This is a genomic window from Pseudomonas putida, from assembly GCA_041071465.1.
GTDB classification, from domain to species: Bacteria; Pseudomonadota; Gammaproteobacteria; order Pseudomonadales; family Pseudomonadaceae; genus Aquipseudomonas; species Aquipseudomonas putida_P.
Window position 1 is genome coordinate 2019478 of the sequence record CP163498.1, and the last position, 21062, is coordinate 2040539.

The following is a 21062-nucleotide window of genomic DNA, read 5'->3' on the forward strand; positions in this document are numbered from 1 at the left end:
GGGTTCACCCGCGAAGAGGCCAATGCTTACAGCACAACTCTCAAGCATTGCCCCGCGTGGTACAGCGAGAAGCCGGACTCATAGAACGCGGTGCGCAATGAAGGCGCACTCACCCCGCTCATGGGCGAAAACGGAATCGGCAGGCTGTCCGCTTCCCCTTTCAGCAAAAACTCGGCAAATGCCCGACCGATCACGGTGCCCGTGGTATTGCCCCGCCCGTTGTACCCCGTCACCGCCACCAGCCCCGGCGCCGGCTCGAACAGGCGCATCAGGTGGTCGGGGGTGAAGTCGATGCAACCGGTCCAGTGCATTTCCCACTCGACCTTGCCCAGTTCCGGGTAGTAGTGGCTCTGGATCCGGTCCGCCCAGCTGCGCACGAACCACGCTGGCTTGTTGTCGACCCGGCCCAGGCTGCCGAGCAACAGGCGGCCCTGGTCGTCGCGGCGGATGCTGCTGAGCACGGTGCGGGTGTCCCACGAGCCCTGGCCATGCGGCAGCACCTTGTCGGCGGCTGCGCCTTGCAAAGGCTTGGAAGCCACCTGGTAGTAGTAACCGCGGAAAAACTGCTTCTGCAGGTTGCTCCAGTCGCCTTCGGTGTAGGCACCAGTGGAAATCACCACCTTGTCGGCGCGCACCGAACCCCGCGCAGTCTTCACCCGCCAAGCATCGCCGTCACGCTCCAGGCCTTCGACCGAAGACTGCTGGAACAGCTTGCCGCCCAGGCGGGCCACGGCGGCGGCCAGGCCCTGGGTGTAGCCCATCGGGTTGATGGTGCCGGCGCGGCGGTCGAGCAGCGCGGCAGAGATCTTGTTGGTGCCGCAGTATTCCTGGCATTGGGCGCCGGTCAGCAGCTCGACGTCGGCACCACGGCGGCGCCATTGTTCGTGGCGGGCTTCGAGGTCGGCGATGCCCGTGGCGTTATGCGCCATGTGCAGCGTGCCTTTGTGCTGGGCCTGGCAGTCGATGCCAAGGCGTTCGATCATGGCGAACACTTCAGCCGGGGCTTCGCCAAGCACCTTGTTCAGGCGGCTGCCTTGCTTCTGGCCGAGGGTGGCCTCGACGTCGTCGGGGCGGATCCAGGTGCCAGCGTTGACCAGGCCGACGTTGCGCCCGGAACCACCGTGGCCGATCTTCCACGCCTCCAGCAAGATCACCGACTTGCCCTGTTCGAGCAGATGGATGGCTGCCGACAGACCGGTGATACCGCCGCCGATCACGCAGACATCGGCCTTGTGCTCACCGGCCAGGGCCTGGGCGGCAACGCTCGGTTTGCTGACGAATTCCCACAAGCATTCTTGACGCAGTTCGGACATGGCCCGGCTCCAGCAGTGTTGTTCTTATTGCAGGTGCATCTGGTTTATCGGGGCCGCTTTGCGGCCCATTCGCGGGTGAACCCGCTCCCACAGGGACATCACAGGTTCCGAAAGCTGTGTTGTCCCTGTGGGAGCGGGTTCACCCGCGAACCGGGGGCATAGCCCCCGGCCATGCAGCATCAAACCATCAGTCGAACACGATACCCTGTGCCAGCGGCAGCTCACGCGAATAGTTCACGGTGTTGGTCTGACGACGCATGTAGCCCTTCCAGGCATCCGAACCCGACTCACGGCCACCACCGGTTTCCTTCTCGCCACCGAACGCACCGCCGATCTCGGCGCCGCTGGTGCCGATGTTGACGTTGGCGATGCCGCAGTCGCTGCCCGAAGCACTCTGGAAGCGCTCGGCTTCGCGAATGTCGGTGGTGAAGATGCACGACGACAGGCCTTGTGGCACTTCGTTGTTCAGGCGCAGGGCCTCTTCGAAGTCGTCATAAGCCAGCACGTACAGGATCGGGGCGAAGGTTTCGTGGCGCACCACATCGCTTTGCGCCGGCATTTCGGCAATGGCAGGCGACACGTAGTAGGCGTTCGGGTACTGGTCGGCCAGCTGACGCTCGCCACCAAATACCTGGCCACCCTCGTCGCGGGCCTTGGCCAGCGCACCTTGCATGGCGTCGAACGACAGCTTGTCGATCAGCGGGCCCACCAGGTTGTCCTTGCGCGGGTCGCCAATGCGCACTTTGCCGTAGGCGGCTTTGACGCGGGCAACCACTTCGTCCTTGATCGAGCGGTGCACGATCAGGCGGCGCAGCGTGGTGCAACGCTGGCCGGCGGTGCCGACAGCGGAGAACAGGATGCCGCGCACGGCCAGGTCCAGGTCCGCGCTCGGGGCCAGAATCATGGCGTTGTTGCCGCCCAGTTCCAGGATGCTGCGGCCAAAGCGGGCGGCCACACGTGGGCCGACTTCGCGCCCCATGCGGGTGCTGCCGGTGGCGCTGACCAGCGGGACACGCGGGTCATCGACCATGGCTTCGCCGGCTTCACGGCCGCCGATCACCAGTTGCGCCAGGCCAGCCGGGGCGTCGCCAAAGGCTTTCAGGGCTTTTTCGAACAGCGCCTGGCAGGCCAGGGCGGTCAGCGGGGTCTTCTCGGACGGCTTCCACACTACCGAGTTACCGGCCACCAGGGCCAGCGCGGTGTTCCAGGCCCACACCGCAACCGGGAAGTTGAAGGCGCTGATTACACCGACCACGCCCAGCGGGTGCCAGGTTTCGCGCATGTGGTGGCCTGGGCGCTCGGAGGCGATGGTCAGGCCGTACAGCTGGCGCGACAGGCCCACGGCGAAGTCGCAGATGTCGATCATTTCCTGCACTTCACCCAGGCCTTCCTGAGTGATCTTGCCGGCTTCGATCGAAACCAGCTCGCCCAGGTCGGCCTTGTGCTCGCGCAGCACTTCGCCGAACAGGCGTACCAATTCGCCACGGCGCGGGGCCGGCACAGTGCGCCAGGCGTCGAAGGCGCTTTGGGCCTGATCGATGCGGGCGATGGTCTCGGCCTTGCCGAGCAGTTTCACCGAGGCGATCTGGCTGCCGTCGATCGGCGTGTGAACAGGGTAGTCGCCCTGGGTGTAAGCCTCGGCGGCAACGCCAAGGCGCTCGAGCAATCCAGCAACCATTAGTGCTTCTCCTACATCGGGTGATGGGGTGGAAAATTGATGGGGATCAGTATTAATCCGATCACATAGGTACAACAAACGACCTTTATTCCGCATATCATTCCACCAGGTAATGATTCGAGCCGCAGAGACCGCTATGTCCAAACGCCTGGTGCCTTCCATGACCGCCCTGCAGTGCTTTGAAGCTGCAGCCCGCCACTTGAGCTTTACCCGTGCCGCCGAAGAGCTGCACCTGACCCAGAGCGCGGTCAGCAAGCAGGTGGCGCAGCTTGAAGACATGCTGCGCCACCACCTGTTCCTGCGCATCCGCCGGCGCCTGCAGCTGACCCCGGCCGGAAGCCTGTACCTGGCCGAGGTCAACAAGATCCTCACCCAGGTGGATATGTCCAGCCGCTACGTGCTCACTTATGGCGAGCAGACCGAGATATTGAAGGTAGCCACGCAACCGAGTTTTGGCGTGCGCTGGTTGATCCCGCACCTGAAGGGCTTTGGCAAACGGCACAGCAATATCCACCTGGACATCCGCAACGAGATGGAGCCGTTCGCCTTGCTACAGGGTTCGGCTGACGTGGTGTTCTTCTATGGCCAGGGCACTTGGCCGGGGCTACCTGCGTGGAGCTGTTCCGCGAAGAGGTGGTACCGGTGTGCGCGCCGGAGCTGCTGGCCGGGCGCACGCTGGGCGATGCCGCAGAGCTGGCCGACCTGGTGCTGTTGCAGAGCACGTCGCGACCGGAGGCCTGGCATGAGTGGTTCCTGGAGCAAGACCTGCAGAGCGTCAACGCCTATCACGGGCCACGCTTCGATACGTTCTATATGGCGTTGAGCGCGGCGCAGGCCGGGTGCGGCGTGGCGCTGGTACCGCGCTACCTGGCGGCAAAGGAGTTGGCCGAGGGTAGCCTGATGGTGCCGTGGAACCATGCGATGCGCAGTGCCGGGGCACATTACCTGGCGTATGCCGAGCATGCGGCGGAGGTGCCCAAGGTAAGGGCATTGGTGGAATGGATTCGTGAGCAACTTCAGGCTTGAGGGCTTCTTCGCGGAGTTACCTGCGAAAGCGCCCTGAAGGTCGATCAAAAAAGGAATGACACACTCACTTTTTTTCGCTTGTGAGCCAAGTGCATTCCCAGCTTTCATGTAAGCGTCCGAACCCAACCAGGAAGCTAGCGATGCCCGCCCACGATTTCGTCAGCCCAGACAGCATTCGCGCGCAGTTCTCTGCCGCCATGTCGCTCATGTACAAACAGGAAGTGCCGCTGTACGGCACGCTGCTGGAGCTGGTGAGCGAAATCAACCAGCAGGTCATGGCCCAGCAACCCGAAGTGGCCGAGGCCCTGCGCTGGACCGGCGAAATCGAACGCCTGGACCAGGAGCGCCACGGCGCCATCCGTGTGGGCACCGCTGAAGAACTGGCCACCATCGCGCGCCTGTTTGCGGTCATGGGCATGCAGCCGGTCGGCTACTACGACCTCAGCTCTGCCGGCGTGCCGGTGCACTCCACTGCCTTCCGTGCGGTGCACGAGCAGGCGCTGCACGTCAGCCCGTTCCGTGTATTCACCTCGCTGCTGCGCCTGGAGCTGATCGACAACCCGCAGCTGCGCGAGTTGGCCCAGAGCATTCTGGCCAAACGCCAGATCTTCACCGCCCGCGCCCTCGAGCTGATCGCCCAGTGCGAACGTGATGGCGGCCTTAACGCAGCGGATGCCGAAGCCTTCGTGCAAGAAGCCCTGCACACTTTCCGCTGGCACCATGACGCCACCGTCACAGCCGAGCAATACCAGCAGTTGCACGACCAGCATCGCCTGATCGCCGATGTGGTGGCCTTCAAGGGCCCGCACATCAACCACCTCACGCCGCGTACCCTGGACATCGATGCAATCCAGGTCGGCATGCCGGCCAAGGGCATCCCGCCAAAGGCCGTGGTCGAAGGCCCGCCCACTCGTCGCCACCCGATCCTGCTGCGCCAGACCAGCTTCAAGGCCCTGCAGGAAAGGGTCGCGTTCAGCGACCAGCAAGGTAGCGAAGGCAGCCACACCGCGCGCTTTGGCGAGATTGAGCAACGCGGCGCGGCGCTGACGCCGAAAGGCCGCCAGCTGTACGACAAACTGCTCGACGCTACCCGCGCCGCGTTGGGTGGCGCACCGGCCGAGGCCAATGCCGAGCGCTACATGGCGCTGCTGAAGGCAACCTTTGCCGAATTCCCGGACGACCTGGCGCAGATGCGTGAGCAAGGCCTGGCGTATTTCCGCTATTTCGCGACTGAGAAAGGCCTGGCCGCGCGTGACCAGGAAGGCCGCCCGACTACCCTGCAAGGGCTGATCGACGCTGGCCATGTGCACTTCGAAGCGCTGGTGTACGAGGACTTCCTGCCGGTGAGCGCGGCGGGGATCTTCCAGTCCAACCTGGGCGACGACGCGCAGGCCGAGTACGGCAGCAACGCCAACCGCGATGCCTTCGAAGCGGCGTTGGGGCTGCAGGTGCAGGATGAGCTGGCGTTGTATGCACAAAGCGAACGCCGCTCGCTGCAAGCCTGCGCACAAGCATTGAACCTGGGTTCGATGTAAGGCTTTCCGTCCCTTTCGCGGGCTCGCCCGCGAAAGGGACGGCACAGGCGATCAGAGAGGCGGCAGGATTTCCACATCGGGCAAATCCATCGCCGCCACCTCCTGCTCCAGAAACACACTCAAGCGCCGCAACCGCTCGCCGCCTCGCCGGGTTCGCGGCCACACAAGGTAGTAATCCATCCCGCTGGGCACGGCCGTCGGCCAAGGCAGGCTCAAGCGCTTTTGCGCCACGTCCTCGGCCACCATCAGTAAATCGCCCATTGAAATCCCGTAGCCCCGCGCGGCGGCAATCATGCCCAGCTCCAGTGTGTCGAACACCTGGCCACCCTTGAGCGACACCTTGTCGCCAAGCCCCATGCGCTCCAGCCACTCCCGCCAATCGCGCTTGTCCACCGTGGGGTGCAGCAACTCGATGCTAGCCAGCCGGCACACGTCCCAGGGTTGTTCGTCGAGCAGGTCAGGCGCACCGACCGGGATCAGCAGCTCCGGGAACAGCTTGCGCACCTCCCAGTCTGCGGGGAACACCCCATCACTGAGCAACACCGCGCAATCGAACGGCTCCTGGTTGAAGTCCACATGGTCGACGTCCATCCACGCGCTGGTCAGTTGCACCTCGTTACCCGGTTGCAGGTGGCGAAAACGGCTCAGGCACGCCAGCAGCCAGCGCATGGTCAGGGTCGATGGGGCTTTCATGCGCAGAATATCGTCTTCGCCACACAAGGTTTCGCAAGCCCGCTCAAACGCCGCGAAGCCCTCACGTACACCCGGCAGCAACACCCGCCCCGCTTCGGTCAGTTGCAGGCTGCGGCCACTGCGCACGAACAGGCGGCAGGCAAAATGCTCCTCGAGTGTGCGGATATGCCGGCTGATGGCGCTTTGGGTGATCGAAAGCTCCTCGCCAGCACGGGTGAAGGAGCTTAGCCGCGCGGCAGCTTCGAATGCGCGCAAGGCATACAGCGGTGGTAGCTGGCGTGACATGTGGTACCTGCAATATGGGCGTATGACGTGAATCACCGAGGAGCATATATGCATGAGTTCAACTCATGCCAACTATCGGATTTATCCTTTTGTGCAAAGTTGACCGAAGCCTCAGAATCGCCGTTCGTTGATCACCCCAGAATGAAGGATCGCCCCCATGCACGTCGCGCCCACCACAGAACTCAAGGCTTTGCTGCGCCTGGCCGGGCCGCTGATTGCCTCGCAGTTGGCGCACATGCTGATGGTGCTGACCGACACCCTGATGATGGCCCGCATCAGCCCCCAGGCCTTGGCCGGTGGTGGCCTGGGGGCGGCCAGCTACTCGTTCGTGTCGATTTTCTGCCTGGGCGTGATCGCCGCAGTCGGCACCCTGGTTGCAATTCGCAAGGGCGCCAATGACATCGAGGGTGCCACCCGCCTGGCGCAGAACGGTTTGTGGCTGGCCTGGGGCCTGGCGCTGTTCGCCGCGCTGGTGCTGTGGAACCTTCAGCCGGTTCTGCTGCTGTTCGGGCAACAGCCCGAAAACGTGGCCTCGGCCGCAGAATTCCTCACCCTGCTGCCGCTGGCCCTGCCCGGCTACCTGACCTTCATGGCCTTGCGCGGCTTCACCAGCGCACTGGGCCGCTCGACCCCGGTGATGGTCATCAGCCTGGTCGGCACCGTGCTCAACTACCTGTTCAACGTGGCGTTGATCGAAGGCATGTTCGGCCTGCCCAAGCTGGGCCTGATGGGCATCGGCCTGGTCACCGCCGTGGTGTCGATGGGCATGGCCATTGCCTTGGCATTGTATATCCGCTGGCACTCGGCCTACGCCGCCTACCCACTGCGCAAGGGCCTGTCGCGCCCATCGCTGCCGGCACTGCGCGAGCTGTGGCGGCTGGGCCTGCCGATTGGCGGCACTTATATGGTGGAAGTGGGCCTGTTCGCCTTCGCCGCGCTGTGCATGGGCGTGCTGGGCAGCACCGAACTGGCGGCGCACCAGATCGCCCTGCAGATCGTGTCCACGGCGTTCATGGTACCGACTGGCTTGTCGTATGCGGTCACCATGCGCGTGGGCCTGTACTACGGCGCTGGCAACCTGCTGGCAGCACGCAGCGCCGGGCGTGTGGGCATTGGCTTCGGGGCAATGATCATGTTTGCCTTTGCCGCGTTGTTCCTGCTGCTGCCCGAGGCGCTGGTGGGGCTGTTCATCGACCGCAATGACCCAGCCTTCGCCGCGATTTTCCAAGTGGCCGTGCAGTTGTTGATGGTGGCAGCGTGGTTCGAGCTGTTCGACGGCATGCAGACAATTGCCATGGGCTCGATCCGTGGGCTCAAGGACGCCAAGACCACCTTCTTGATCGGTCTGGTGTGCTACTGGCTGGTGGGGGCGCCGAGCGCCTGGTTGTTCACCTTCACCCTGGGCGGGGGAGCAGTGGGTATCTGGTGGGGGCTGGCGCTGGGGTTGGCGTGTGCGGCGGTGGCGCTGACCTTTGGCTTTGAGTGGCGGATGAAGCGGCTGTTGAGAAAGGCTGATTTGTCTGGTGGGACTGCGGTGTCTGTTTGATTGCAGGGGCTGCCTTGCAGCCCTATCGCGACACAAGGCCGCGATGGAGGGCAAAGCCCTCCCCTACGACCTCACAGGCTAACCAGCTTCGGCCTGCTGCAATCCAGCAAGAACTCGATCAACTCCCCGACCGGCAATGGCTTGCTGACCAAGAAGCCCTGCACCTGGTCACACCCAAACCCGCGCAACAGCGCCAACTGCTCTTCACGCTCCACCCCCTCGGCCACCACCTCGAGGTTGAGGTTGTGCGCCAGGTTGATCATGGCGTGCACCAGCTTGCGGTTCTCTTCACGCATTTCCATTTCCGCAACGAAGCTGCGGTCCACCTTGAGCAAGGTGATCGGCAGGCTGTTGAGGTGCACGAACGAAGAAAACCCGGTGCCGAAATCATCCAGCGAAAAGCGCACACCCAGGCGCCCCAGCGCGTCCATGGTCTGGCGCACCAGCTCGTTACGACGCATCACCGCCGTTTCGGTCAGTTCGAACTCCAGCCAGCGGGCATCCACACCGTGCTCAAGGATCAACCGGCTCAAGGTGGCCAACAACTGGCTGTCCTGGAACTGGCGGAAACTCAGGTTTACCGCCATGTGCAACGGCTCCAGGCCGCGCTCGCACAGGGCCTGCATATCGCGCAGGGCGCGGGAAATCACCCAGTAACCCAAGGGCACGATCAGGCCGCTCTGCTCGGCCAGTGGCACGAACTCGCTGGGTGGCAGCAGCCCGCGCTCGGCATGGCGCCAGCGCACCAGCGCTTCCAGGCCGACGATGCGCCCGTCTGCCAGGTTCATCCGCGGCTGATAGTGCAGCTCCAGCTCGTCGCGGCGCAGGGCACGGCGCAGTTCGCTTTCCAGGTCGGCAAGGCTGCGGGCGTTGCGGTTGATACGTTCGTTGAACACATGGAAGGTGCAGCCCTGGCTGCCCTTGGCCTGACGCATGGCGATATGCGCGTGCCACATCAGCGGATCGGCGCCGCTCTGCGCGCGAGCATGGGCCAGGCCCAGGCTGCAGCCCAGCAGCAGGCTTTCGCCGTCGATCCAGTAGGGTTCGGCCAAGGCCTCGACGATGCGTTCGGCAATCCATTCGGCGCGATTGGCGTCGCGGCGTGTGTCGATCAACAAGGCGAACTCGTCGCTACCCAGACGTGCCAGCTGGTCACCCGCCTCCAGCTGATGTTTCAGCCGTGCCACTACCTGCAGGATCAGGCGGTCACCACTCTGGTGACCAAGGGCGTCATTGACGTGGCGGAAGTTGTCCAGGTCCAGGTGGCCAAGCGCAACGCCACGGCCTTCGTTTTCGGCCAGGCGTGCGTTGAGCAAAGCCTGGAAGCCTTGGCGGTTGGCGATGCCGGTCAGCGGGTCCTGCTCGGCCAGGCGCTGCAAGGTGGCCACCAGCACGCTGCGCTCACGCACATGGCGCAGTGAGCGGCGCAGGCCATCGGCATTGAGCTGGTCGCGCACCAGCCAGTCGCTGACGGCGCTGGGCGGTGCCTCGGGCTCATGGTCGAGCAGCAGGATGGTCGGCAGCTCGCAACGCCCAGGAGCGGGCTGCAAGGCTGGCGTCGCCAACACGACGGCATGGCGATCATGGCTGAACAGGCTGTCGATCGCCTCCCAGTTCGGCGCGGTCAACAGTACGGCGCTGCCGCCCAGTGCAGGCATGCACGCGCGCAACACGGCGGCCCATTCCGGCTCATCGGCCAACAGCAGCAAACGCAAAGGTTCGACAGGCGTGGACAAGCGGGCTCCTTAGGGCTTGACGGTGCAACGAGATCTGGCGGATATGCTACTGTATTTAATGAAAATGATTTTCACTTTTATACATGTTTCTGATGTAGCAGCCCGACGTATTTTGTCGTGCATCCTGCGCGAAACGAAACAAACCGGCAAATATGATTTTTTCAGCTACTAGCATTAGTGGCACTAATAGTTAGGCGGACAAAAGTCTGACTCAGACGTCAGACGGTCGCGCCACAACCGCTCCATGCCTGTTAGAATGCGCGGCTATTTTCTGGCGACCCCCGGTTTCTAGCATGTCCCGACTCAATCCCCGGCAGCAGGAAGCCCGTGACTATGTCGGCGGCCCTCTTTTGGTGCTCGCCGGTGCAGGCTCGGGCAAGACCAGCGTGATCACGCGCAAGATTGCCCACCTCATCCAGAACTGCGGCATCCGTGCCCAGTACATCGTGGCGATGACCTTTACCAACAAGGCCGCGCGCGAGATGAAGGAGCGTGTCGGCACCTTGCTGCGCCCGGGGAAGGCCGAGGGCTTACGGTGTGCACGTTCCACAACCTGGGCCTGAACATCATTCGCAAGGAGCACGAGCGCCTCGGCTACAAGCCGGGCTTCTCGATCTTCGACGAGTCCGACATCAAGGCGTTGCTGTCGGACATCATGCAGAAGGAATACTCCGGCGACGACGGCATCGACGAGATCAAGAACATGATCGGTGCCTGGAAGAACGACCTTATCCTGCCGCCAGAGGCCCTGGAAAAAGCACGCAACCCGCGCGAGCAGACCGCCGCCATCGTCTACACCCACTACCAGCGCACGCTCAAGGCGTTCAACGCGGTGGACTTCGACGACCTGATCCTGCAACCGGTCAAGTTGTTCCAGGAACACCCCGAAGTGCTGGAGCGCTGGCAGAACCGCGTGCGCTACCTGCTGGTGGACGAATACCAGGACACCAACGCCAGCCAGTACCTGCTGGTGAAGATGCTGATCGGCATGCGCAACCAGTTCACCGTGGTGGGCGACGACGACCAGTCGATCTACGCCTGGCGAGGTGCCCGCCCGGAAAACCTGATGCTGCTCAAGGAGGACTACCCCTCCCTGAAGATCGTCATGCTCGAACAGAACTACCGCTCCACCAGCCGTATCCTGCGCTGCGCCAACGTGCTGATTGCCAACAACCCGCACGCGTTCGAAAAGCAGCTGTGGAGCGAGATGGGCGTAGGCGACGAGATCCGCGTGATCCGCTGCAAAAACGAGGAAGCCGAGGCCGAACGCGTGGCCATGGAAATCCTCACCTTGCACCTGCGCACCAACCGCCCGTACAGCGACTTCGCCATCCTCTACCGGGGCAACTACCAGGCCAAGCTGATCGAACTGAAGCTGCAGCACCACCAGGTGCCGTATCGCCTGTCGGGCGGCAACAGCTTCTTCGGCCGCCAGGAGGTCAAGGACCTGATGGCCTACCTGCGCCTGCTGGTGAACCCGGACGATGACAACGCCTACTTGCGGGTGATCAACGTACCGCGCCGGGAAATCGGCTCCACCACCCTGGAAAAGCTCGGCAACTACTCCACCGAACGCGGCATTTCGATGTACGCCGCCAGCGAGGAGTTGGGCTTGGGCGAGCACCTGGACGCCCGCTACACCGAACGTTTGCAGCGCTTCAAGCACTGGCTGGACGGGGTGCGTCACAAGGTCGCCCTGGAAGACCCGATTGCCGCACTGCACGAGATGATCCGCGACATCGACTACGAGAACTGGATCCGCCAGCAGACCGCCAGCGACAAGGCTGCGGACTTCCGTATCAGCAACGTCTGGTTCCTGGTCGAAGCGCTGAAAAACACCCTCGAGAAAGATGAAGAGGGTGACATGACCATCGAGGACGCCATCGGCAAGCTGGTGCTGCGCGACATGCTCGAGCGCCAGCAGGAAGAGGAAGAAAACGCCGAAGGTGTGCAGATGATGACCCTGCACGCCTCCAAGGGCCTGGAGTTCCCTTACGTGTTCATCATGGGCATGGAAGAGGAAATCCTCCCGCACCGCTCCAGCATCGAGGCCGACACCATCGAAGAGGAACGCCGCCTGGCCTACGTGGGCATTACCCGCGCGCGCCAGACCCTGGCCTTCACCTTCGCGGCCAAGCGCAAGCAGTACGGTGAAATCATCGACTGCACGCCAAGCCGGTTCCTCGACGAACTGCCTCCGGACGACCTGGCCTGGGAGGGCCTGGACGATGCACCGGTCGAGGTGAAGGCCGCACGCGGCAACAACGCCCTGGCCGATATCCGGGCAATGCTCAAACGCTGATCAACCATTACTCTTTAACTTTGCCGCTATTTGCGGCCACCTTTGCTACATCGAGGAAAACAAAGTGGAAGCACTGCATCAGAAGATTCGCGAAGAAGGCATCGTGCTTTCCGATCAGGTTCTCAAAGTCGACGCGTTTCTCAACCACCAGATCGATCCGGCGCTGATGCAGCTGATCGGTGACGAGTTCGCCCGCCTGTTCGCCGACGCCGGCGTGACCAAGATCGTCACCATCGAAGCCTCGGGCATTGCCCCGGCGGTGATGACTGGCCTGAAGCTGGGCGTGCCGGTGATCTTCGCGCGCAAGCATCAGTCGCTGACCCTGACCGAAAACCTGCTGACTGCCTCGGTGTATTCCTTCACCAAGCAGACCGAGAACACCGTGGCCATCTCGCCACGCCACCTCAACAGCAGCGACCGCGTGCTGGTGATCGACGACTTCCTGGCCAACGGCAAAGCTTCGCAGGCGCTGATCTCGATCATCAAGCAAGCCGGCGCCACCGTGGCAGGCCTGGGCATCGTGATCGAGAAGTCGTTCCAGGGCGGCCGTGCCGAGCTGGACAGCCAAGGCTACCGCGTTGAATCGCTGGCCCGGGTGAAGTCGCTGGAAGGCGGTGTGGTCAGCTTCATCGAATAAGCACCATTGGGGGCCGCTTTGCGGCCCTTTCGCGGCACAAGGCCGCTCCTACAGGAATACGCATAACCCTTGTAGGAGCGGCCTTGTGTCGCGATGGGCTGCAAAGCAGCCCCAGCTATTCATCAGGACGCCGCCAACCCCGCCAGTAGCAACCGCTGATAAAGCTCTTCCTTCAGCCCATGCGGCCTATCAAGCTGCATCCGCTTCAGGTGCCCCTCATACCCCTCCGGCCCCGGCGCATCCAACGCTGCCTTGCCCAGCTCCAGCACCTCGCTCAGCTTGAACTTGCTCTTCAACCAGTTCAGCGCCCGCAACAAGTCCCGCTCTTCAGCCGTAAAGTCCGTCCCCATCGGGTACTCCGGGAACAACCGCGCATGCCGCGCCTTGATCGCCTCCAGCCGCTGTGGCGTATTGTCGGTAAACCGCGCATCCAGCTGAAAATCCCTGGGCAGCTTGCCGGCCTCTTTCGCCTGCTCGATCAGCCCCTGCTGGAACCGCGAATCACACACCGCCAACAACCGCGCAATCACCTCGCTGTCGGTCTGCCCGCGTAGGTCGGCAATGCCGTACTCGGTCACAACGATATCGCGCAGGTGCCGAGGGATGGTGCAGTGGCCATAGGTCCAGAACAGGTTCGAGGTCACCTCCCCGCCCGACTCACGCCAGCTGCGCAGCAGCAAAATCGAGCGCCCGCCTTCCAGTGCATGAGCCTGGGCGACGAAGTTGTACTGCCCACCCACGCCGCTGAGCACACGGCCATCTTCCAGTTGATCGGCCACCCCGGCACCGAGCAGCGTCATACCGAACGCCGTGTTGATAAAACGCGCATCGCGTCGCTGACGGCGCTTCAGTTCCTCCTGCCCGTACAGCTCGTTGATGAAGCTGATACGGGTCATGGCAAACCGCGCGCGCTGTTCCAGTGGCATCTCTCTCAACCGTTGGTAGAACGCCTGCGGGCCAAGGAAAAAACCGCCATGCACCACGGGCCCCTGCTCATCCGCCGAGCGCCGCAGCAGGCCTGCTTCGGCCAGCACCAGCAGGCCGTTGACGAACATTTCGCTGCAGCCGTACAGGCCTTGGGCAAACGTATCCAGCCCCCCTTCCCGCTCGATCAGTGACTGCCAAGGGCCAACATCCAATTCTTCCAGCAAGGCACGGTAGCCTGCGTTGTCACCCTGGCGCGCCAGCAGCGCGGCGGCGACTGCATCACCCATGGCACCGATGCCGATTTGCAAAGTGCCGCCGTCACGCACCAGGCTGCTGGCGTGCAAGCCGATGCAGTGGTCCTGGGTGCCGACCGGCATGTTCGGCGTGGAGAACAGCCGGCGCTGCTCGGCTTCGTCGATCAACAGGTCGAAGGCATCGATGGGCAGTTCCGCATCGCCCGGCATGTAAGGCAGCTCGGCGTGCACCTGGCCGAGCATGAGGATGGTTTCGCCGGCCGCACGGCGCTTGGCGATCATCGGCAGCAGGTCGAGGGTGATGTCGGGGTTGCAGGCCAGGCTCAAGTGAACAGGCTTTTCAGGTGTGGCGGCCACCATTTGCGCAATCAGGTTCAAACCTTTGGCGTTGATGTCGCGGGCGGCGTGGCTGTAATTGCTGCTGATGTAGTCCTGCTGGGCCGATTCGCTGTGCAGCAGGCTGCCGGGCTGCATGAAGAACTGCTCTACGCGAATGTTTGGTGGCAGGCTGTCGTTGCGCAAGTCGGCGAGGTAGGTGAGCTCTTCGTAGTCGGCGAAGACGCGCTCGACGAAGGGTTCGAGAAAGCGCCGTTGCAGGCCGTCACCCAATGGCGGGCGGCCGAGGGACAACGCGGTGTAGATGGTCAGCCGTCGCTCGGGCAACTCGCGCACTCGGGCGTAGAGCGCGTTGACGAATGCATTGGGTTTCCCCAAGCCCAACGGCAGGCCCATGTGGATATGAGCAGGCAGGCGCGACAGGACTTGCTCGACAGCCAGGTCGATGGAGCAGAGGTGCATCGGGGCCTCCTGAGACATCCATGGGTTCAGGGGTTGGACACAGTCCGGGCGTGATTGGTTGCCTGTACCGGCCCCTTCACGGGCGAACCCGCGACAGGGAGAGTGCCGGCACCCCAAAAACAAAGCCCGCCATCAATGGCGGGCCTCGTGCGATTCAGCTGTGTCTTACAGGCCGGACATTTTCTTGATCGCCCCTTTCAGGTCGTCATCCGAGCAGTCCGCGCAGGTGCCTTTGGGCGGCATGGCGTTGATACCGGTAATGGCCTTGGCCAGGATGCCGTCGAGGCCGCCCTGGTGATCGGCGCGCTCTTTCCACGCGGCGGTATCGCCAATTTTCGGTGCCCCCAGCAGGCCAGTGCCATGACAGGCATTGCAGTGCTTGGCGATGATGTCATCTGGCGTCTTGGCGCCCCCGCCCCCCGCTGCTGCAGCCACTTCCATGCCCTTGCATTCCTGGCCCTGGACGCACACCTGGCCAACCGGCTCCAGGCGTTTGGCGATGTCGTCATTGGTCGCAGCGGTTGCGCTCATTGCCCAGAGGGCGAATACGGCTGCTGGTACGGCCAGCATCTTCTTGATTTGGTTCACGCGAACACCCTCATGGTGGCTAATCACGCTCGCGGCCACGGATCGGCGAGCGTTGAAAAGTATAGCGGGAACCCAGAGGCCGTGAAACGACCCCACACGGGAAAGGGGTATTGCCGAATCAATGCACTGCGCTGGATCAAAAGTTTGAAGGCGTCGCCGCACTGATCAACCGCGCCGGCTGGTCGAACGGGTTGCGAAAGCGATGCGGGCGAGTGCTTTCAAAGTAGTAGCTATCGCCTTCTTCGAGGATGAAGATCTCGTTGCCGACCACCAGTTCCAGGCGCCCCTCAAGCAGGATGCCGGTTTCCTCGCCGTCGTGGGTGAGCATCTCGGCACCGGTGTCGGCACCTGGCGGGTACACCTCGGTGAGAAAGGCGATGGCACGATTGGGGTGCGACTTGCCGACCAGCTTCATGGTCACCGCACCGTCCGAGATATCGATCAGCTCATGGGCCTTGTAGACGATCTGCGTGGGGCTTTCAGGTTCCAGCTCGACCGAAAAGAACTCGACCATGGACATGGGAATCCCACTCAACACCTTGCGCAGCGAGCTGATGGAGGGGCTTACGCTGTTCTTCTCGATCATCGAGATGGTGCTGTTGGTCACGCCGGCACGCTTGGCGAGTTCGCGCTGGGACAGGCCCTTGAGCTTGCGGATGGCTTGCAGTCGTTCGCCGACGTCCAAAGCTGGAGCCTCCTGAAACGGTGGGAAGGGGGGTGAATGTGAACGATATCATGGCAATGCCGTTCAGTATTTACAACACACCGCCCTTCAACCTGTCCGCTTCAGCGTGTCATTCGCCGATGTAGTCCCGCGGCACCCGCTTCAAGTTGCAGAAGATCTGGTACGGAATGGTGCCCGCCTGCGCGGCCACTTCGCTGGCCAGCACCTGCTTGCCCCACAGTTCGACCGAGCTACCGACGGTGGCTTGAGGCACGTCGGTCAGGTCGATGTTGAGCATGTCCATCGACACCCGGCCAATCACCTGGGTGCGCTGGCCGGCCACCAGCACCGGGGTGCCGTTGGGCGCCTGGCGTGGGTAACCATCGGCATAGCCCATGGCGACCACGCCAACGCGGGTTGGCCGTGGGCTGACGAACTTGGCGCCATAGCCTACCGGCTCGCCGGCAGGCAACTCGCGCACGCTGATCACCCGCGACTGCAGGGTCATCACCGGCTGCAACCGCGTAGCTTCTGCCTGGGGCACTTCGAACGGTGTGGCGCCGTACAGCATCAAACCAGGGCGTACCCAGTCGCTGGGCGCTTGCGGCCAGCCCAGCACACCGGGCGAGTTGCGCAGGCTGCATTCGGCGGCCAGGCCCTGGCGGGCGGCCTCGAACACGGCGATCTGCTGGGCGGTAGCGTCAGCGTCCAACTCGTCGGCACGTGCGAAGTGGCTCATCAGCACGATGCGCGAAACCTTGCCGCAGGCCAACAGGCGCTGATAGGCGTCGTGGTAGTCCTTGGGGTGCAGGCCAACACGGTGCATGCCGCTGTCTAGCTTCAGCCAAACGGTGAGCGGCTTGTGCAGCTGGGTTTTCTCGATGGCTTCGAGCTGCCACAGCGAGTGCACCACGCACCACAGGTCGTGCTCGGCAATCAGCGCCAGCTCGCTGGCTTCGAAAAAGCCTTCCAGCAACAGCACCGGGGCCTTGATACCGGCGGCGCGCAGCTCCAGCGCCTCTTCGATGCAGGCCACGGCGAAGCCGTCGGCTTCGGCCTCCAGGGCCAGGGCGCAGCGCACGGCACCGTGGCCATAGGCATCGGCCTTGATCACGGCGAGGGCTTTGGCACCGGTCAGTTCACGGGCCAGACGGTAGTTGTGGCGCAGGGCCTGGAGGTCGATCAGGGCGCGGGCGGGACGCATGGCGGCTGCCTTATGGTGGTTCACAGGTTGAAAACGGTGTTGGGTTCTTCGCGGCTAAAGCCGCTCCCACAGAGGACCCCTCAATGTCCATGAACATGCGGTCCGTGTGGGAGCGGCTTTAGCCGCGAAGAGGCCGGTGCAGGCTATTACTGCTGGTGAGCCGGCGCGGTCTGCCCGTGCTTGGCCACTTCCCGGCTGTTGCCATAACGGGAAATGTCCAGGCCTTCGGCACTGATCTGCGGCTTCTTGCGCGCGATCAGGTCGGCCAGCAGGCGACCGGAGCCACACGCCATGGTCCAGCCCAAGGTACCGTGACCGGTGTTCAGGAACAGGTTGCGGAACGCTGTGGCGCCAACGATTGGCGTGCCGTCCGGGGTCGCCGGGCGCAGGCCGGTCCAGAAGCTGGCCTGGCTCAGGTCACCGCCGCGAGGATAAAGGTCGTTGACGATCATCTCCAGCGTTTCGCGCCGACGCGGGTTCAGCGACAGGTCAAAACCGGCGATTTCAGCCATGCCGCCGACACGGATGCGGTTGTCGAAACGGGTGATGGCGACTTTGTAGGTTTCGTCGAGGATGGTCGACGTCGGCGCCATGTCGCCGTTGGTGATCGGCACGGTCAGCGAGTAGCCTTTCAGCGGGTACACCGGGGCTTTGATGCCCAGCGGCTTGAGCATCTGCGGCGAGTAGCTGCCCAACGCCAGCACATAGCGGTCGGCAGTTTCCAGCTTGCCGTCGATCCACACACCATTGATGCGGTCGCCTGCGAAGTCCAGGCGCTGGATGTCCTGGCCGAAGCGGAACTCCACGCCCAGTTTCAGCGCCATGTCGGCCAGTTTGGTGGTGAACAGCTGGCAGTCGCCCGTCTGATCATTTGGCAGGCGCAGGGCACCGGCCAGGATGTCTTTGACGCCGGCCAGGGCAGGTTCGACGCGGGCAATGCCGTCGCGGTCGAGCAGCTCGTAAGGCACGCCGGACTGCTCGAGCACGGCAATGTCCTTGGCCGCGGCATCCACCTGGGCCTGGGTGCGGAACAGCTGGGTGGTACCCAGGCTGCGGTTTTCGTAGTTGATGCCGGTTTCGGCGCGCAGTTCATCGAGGCAGTCACGGCTGTACTCGGACAGACGCACCATGCGCTCCTTGTTCACCGCGTAACGGCTGGCGGTGCAGTTGCGCAGCATCTGCGCCATCCACAGGTACTGATCGACGTCGCCGGTGAGCTTGATGGCCAGGGGCGCGTGGCGCTCGAGCAGCCACTTGATGGCTTTCAGTGGCACACCCGGGGCAGCCCAGGGCGAGGCATAGCCGGGCGAGATCTGACCGGCGTTGGCAAAGCTGGTTTCCATGGCCACCGCCGGCTGGCGGTCGACCACCGTCACTTCAAAACCTTGCCGGGCCAGGTAATAGGCACTGGCGGTTCCGATTACACCGCTACCAAGTACCAAAACTCGCATCGTTCTATCCCTCACACGCGGCACGCCGCAGACTTTTATTGAAATGGCATGAATGCGCGCAGTATAGGAATTTGAGACCAGTGCAATTCACTATATAAAAGCCTATTATTGGCGAGAATTCTCGGCAAAATCGCCTTTCACGGAGGGGCATCCCCTATGAGAACCCAGCACCAGAGCAAGCGTGAACTGGACAAGATCGACCGCAACATCCTGCGGATCCTGCAGAATGACGGCCGTATTTCCTTCACCGAACTGGGCGAGAAAGTTGGGCTGTCCACCACCCCTTGCACCGAGCGGGTTCGCCGCCTGGAGCGCGAGGGCATCATCATGGGCTACAACGCCCGCCTGAACCCGCAGCACCTCAAGGGCAGCCTGCTGGTGTTCGTGGAAATCAGCCTGGACTACAAGTCGGGCGACACCTTCGAAGAGTTCCGCCGTGCGGTGCTGAAGCTGCCGCACGTACTGGAGTGCCACCTGGTTTCCGGTGACTTCGACTACCTGGTGAAAGCGCGCATTTCGGAGATGGCCTCGTACCGCAAGCTGCTCGGCGACATCCTGCTGAAGCTGCCGCACGTGCGCGAATCGAAGAGCTACATCGTGATGGAAGAGGTTAAGGAGAGCCTCTGCCTACCGATCCCGGACTGAGGCTAGACCAGCACCTGGCGGGTGGTGGCTATGAACTGGTGGACCAGCTGCTCGGCGGCGGGGTCGATCATCGGCTCAGGGCCACGGCCACGCGGGCAGGCCATGCGCGGCGTGGTGCCGAACAGGCGGCAGATCATCGGCCGCTCTTCATACACCGTGCAGCCATTGGGGCCCAGGTGCACGCAGTCCAGACGCTCCAGCGCGGCGCTCTGCTCTTCCTGGGACTTGCGCGGCAGGCGGGCCATTTCTTCCGCCGACGTAGTGACCGGGCCGCAGCAGTCGTGGCAGCCGGGCTCGCACTCGAATGAGGGGATGAGTTCGCGCAGGAAGTGGATCTTGTGGCGGTTGCAGGACATGGCGGAATACAAAGCAAGGATCTTGACCGGATTATAGGCCCATTCGCGGGCGCAGCCCTCGCCTTGTTGCCCACTACCCTACCCCGGCTTATCCTCCTCCCCTAGCCCACCACCCCCAGGAACGAGCCAATGGTCCACAGCGCGCAGCACGCCGCCTCCTATTACGCCGCCAGCAGCGCGCCACACCCTGACTACTCCTTCCTGCAAGGCGAGCACAGCGCCGATGTATGTATCGTCGGCGGCGGCTACTCGGGCCTCAACACCGCCATCGAGCTGGCCGAACGCGGCTTATCGGTGATCCTGCTGGAGGCACGCAAACTTGGCTGGGGTGCCAGCGGGCGAAATGGCGGGCAACTGATCCGTGGCGTCGGCCACGGCCTGGAGCAGTTCCTCCCGGTGATTGGCGAGGACGGCGTGCGCAGCATGAAGCTGATGGGCCTGGAAGCCGTGCAGATCGTCCGCGAGCGCGTCGAGAAGCATGCCATCGCCTGCGACCTGACGTGGGGCTGACTGCGACCTGGCCAACAAACCCGCCGAACTGCTGGGCTTTGCCGAAGACGCCGAGGAGCTGCGCAGCCTGGGCTATGCGCATGAGCTACGGCTGGTCGGCAAGGACGATATCCACAGCGTGGTCGGTGCCGACTGCTATGTGGGCGGGCTGATCGACATGGGTTCCGGCCATCTGCACCCGCTGAACCTGGCCCTGGGCGAAGCGGCCGTGGCCAGCCGCCTGGGCGTGAAGCTGTTCGAGCAGTCCGAGGTCACCCGCATCGACTACGGCCCCGAAGTGCAGGTGCATACCGCCCAGGGCCGGGTACGCGCCAAGACATTGGTACTGTGCTGCAACGCCTACCTCAACGGCCTCAACCGCGAGCTGGGCGGCAAGGTGCTCCCGGCCGGTAGCTACATCATCGCCACCGAGCCACTGGGCGAAGAACGCGCCCGCGCATTGCTGCCGCAGAACATGGCGGTGTGTGACCAGCGCGTGGCGCTGGACTACTACCGCCTGTCCGCCGACCAACGCCTGCTGTTCGGCGGTGCCTGCCACTATTCAGGGCGCGACCCGAAAGACATCGCCGCCTACATGCGGCCGAAGATGCTAAAGGTATTCCCACAGTTGGCCGACGTGCGCATCGACTACCAGTGGGGCGGCATGATCGGCATTGGCGCCAACCGCCTGCCGCAGGTCGGCCGCCTGGCCAGCCAGCCGAACGTGTATTACGCCCAGGCCTACTCGGGCCATGGCCTCAACGCCACCCACCTGGCCGCGCGCCTGTTGGGCGAGGCCATCAGTGGCCAGCAAAGCGGGCGCTTCGACCTGTTCGCCAAGGTGCCACATATCACCTTCCCTGGCGGCAAGCACCTGCGCTCGCCGCTACTGGCGTTGGGGATGCTGTGGCACAGGCTCAAAGAGCTGGCCTGAC

At 63.3% G+C, this 21062-nt stretch carries 14 protein-coding genes and 3 pseudogenes; 7 read left to right on the forward strand and 10 right to left on the reverse strand.

The genetic code is table 11. The annotated features are described in order from the left end of the window. Nucleotides 1-26: 26 nt before the first annotated feature. Together AB5975_09360 and AB5975_09365 are read right to left on the reverse strand one after the other, a co-directional pair. Nucleotides 27-1313 carry an NAD(P)/FAD-dependent oxidoreductase gene (locus AB5975_09360; GenBank protein ID XDR21999.1) on the reverse strand — a complete coding sequence of 429 codons (1287 nt, stop codon included), beginning with the start codon at nt 1311-1313 and terminating at the stop codon, nt 27-29. Between the two features lie 187 nt (nt 1314-1500). Next, nucleotides 1501-2991, reverse strand: coding sequence for an aldehyde dehydrogenase family protein (locus AB5975_09365; protein XDR22000.1), 1491 nt, complete (start codon nt 2989-2991; stop codon nt 1501-1503). A gap of 136 nt (nt 2992-3127) precedes the next feature. On the opposite strand from AB5975_09365, the pseudogene AB5975_09370 reads away from it, so the two are divergent. Together AB5975_09370 and AB5975_09375 are read left to right on the forward strand one after the other, a co-directional pair. Further along, nucleotides 3128-4017: pseudogene (locus tag AB5975_09370) on the forward strand (LysR family transcriptional regulator). 140 nt (nt 4018-4157) lie between these two features. Continuing rightward, nucleotides 4158-5552: a VOC family protein gene (locus AB5975_09375; GenBank protein ID XDR22001.1), complete on the forward strand. Its 1395-nt coding sequence runs from the start codon at nt 4158-4160 to the stop codon at nt 5550-5552. Nucleotides 5553-5603: 51 nt separating this feature from the next. Here the strand turns inward: AB5975_09375 and AB5975_09380 are convergent, their stop codons facing one another. Further along, nucleotides 5604-6530 carry a LysR substrate-binding domain-containing protein gene (locus tag AB5975_09380; protein ID XDR22002.1) on the reverse strand — a complete coding sequence of 309 codons (927 nt, stop codon included), beginning with the start codon at nt 6528-6530 and terminating at the stop codon, nt 5604-5606. Between the two features lie 157 nt (nt 6531-6687). On the opposite strand from AB5975_09380, the gene AB5975_09385 reads away from it, so the two are divergent. Then, nucleotides 6688-8076: a NorM family multidrug efflux MATE transporter gene (locus AB5975_09385; protein ID XDR22003.1), complete on the forward strand. Its 1389-nt coding sequence runs from the start codon at nt 6688-6690 to the stop codon at nt 8074-8076. 71 nt (nt 8077-8147) lie between these two features. Here the strand turns inward: AB5975_09385 and AB5975_09390 are convergent, their stop codons facing one another. Beyond that, complete coding sequence (locus AB5975_09390; protein ID XDR22004.1) at nt 8148-9812, reverse strand: putative bifunctional diguanylate cyclase/phosphodiesterase; 1665 nt, start codon at nt 9810-9812, stop codon at nt 8148-8150. A 293-nt stretch (nt 9813-10105) separates the two neighbouring features. Between AB5975_09390 and rep the strand changes: the two are divergent. Continuing rightward, nucleotides 10106-12114: pseudogene (gene rep / locus AB5975_09395) on the forward strand (DNA helicase Rep). 64 nt (nt 12115-12178) lie between these two features. Further along, entirely contained in the window at nt 12179-12751 is a 573-nt protein-coding gene (locus AB5975_09400; GenBank protein ID XDR22005.1) for a xanthine phosphoribosyltransferase, read from the forward strand. A gap of 122 nt (nt 12752-12873) precedes the next feature. Here the strand turns inward: AB5975_09400 and AB5975_09405 are convergent, their stop codons facing one another. The 5 genes from AB5975_09405 to dadA all read right to left on the reverse strand — a co-directional run bounded on the left by AB5975_09405 (nt 12874) and on the right by dadA (nt 18637). Then, nucleotides 12874-14730, reverse strand: coding sequence for an acetyl-CoA hydrolase/transferase C-terminal domain-containing protein (locus AB5975_09405; GenBank protein XDR22006.1), 1857 nt, complete (start codon nt 14728-14730; stop codon nt 12874-12876). 165 nt (nt 14731-14895) lie between these two features. Then, on the reverse strand, nt 14896-15300 hold the full coding sequence (locus tag AB5975_09410) for a cytochrome c5 family protein (protein XDR22950.1): 405 nt from the start codon (nt 15298-15300) through the stop codon (nt 14896-14898). A gap of 154 nt (nt 15301-15454) precedes the next feature. Further along, nucleotides 15455-16003 carry a cupin domain-containing protein gene (locus AB5975_09415; GenBank protein XDR22007.1) on the reverse strand — a complete coding sequence of 183 codons (549 nt, stop codon included), beginning with the start codon at nt 16001-16003 and terminating at the stop codon, nt 15455-15457. A gap of 109 nt (nt 16004-16112) precedes the next feature. Continuing rightward, nucleotides 16113-17186 (reverse strand): alanine racemase, encoded by a 1074-nt coding sequence (alr, locus tag AB5975_09420; GenBank protein ID XDR22008.1) that lies wholly within the window; start codon nt 17184-17186, stop codon nt 16113-16115. A 146-nt stretch (nt 17187-17332) separates the two neighbouring features. Then, nucleotides 17333-18637 carry a D-amino acid dehydrogenase gene (gene dadA / locus AB5975_09425; protein XDR22009.1) on the reverse strand — a complete coding sequence of 435 codons (1305 nt, stop codon included), beginning with the start codon at nt 18635-18637 and terminating at the stop codon, nt 17333-17335. 156 nt (nt 18638-18793) lie between these two features. Here dadA and dadR point away from each other — a divergent pair, with 156 nt between their 5' ends. After that, nucleotides 18794-19282 carry a transcriptional regulator DadR gene (dadR, locus tag AB5975_09430; GenBank protein XDR22010.1) on the forward strand — a complete coding sequence of 163 codons (489 nt, stop codon included), beginning with the start codon at nt 18794-18796 and terminating at the stop codon, nt 19280-19282. A 2-nt stretch (nt 19283-19284) separates the two neighbouring features. On the opposite strand, the gene AB5975_09435 is transcribed toward dadR, so the two are convergent. After that, nucleotides 19285-19638 (reverse strand): YkgJ family cysteine cluster protein, encoded by a 354-nt coding sequence (locus AB5975_09435; protein XDR22011.1) that lies wholly within the window; start codon nt 19636-19638, stop codon nt 19285-19287. A 129-nt stretch (nt 19639-19767) separates the two neighbouring features. Between AB5975_09435 and AB5975_09440 the strand changes: the two are divergent. Beyond that, nucleotides 19768-21061, forward strand: a pseudogene (locus AB5975_09440) (NAD(P)/FAD-dependent oxidoreductase). The last annotated feature ends 1 nt before the right edge of the window (nt 21062 follow it).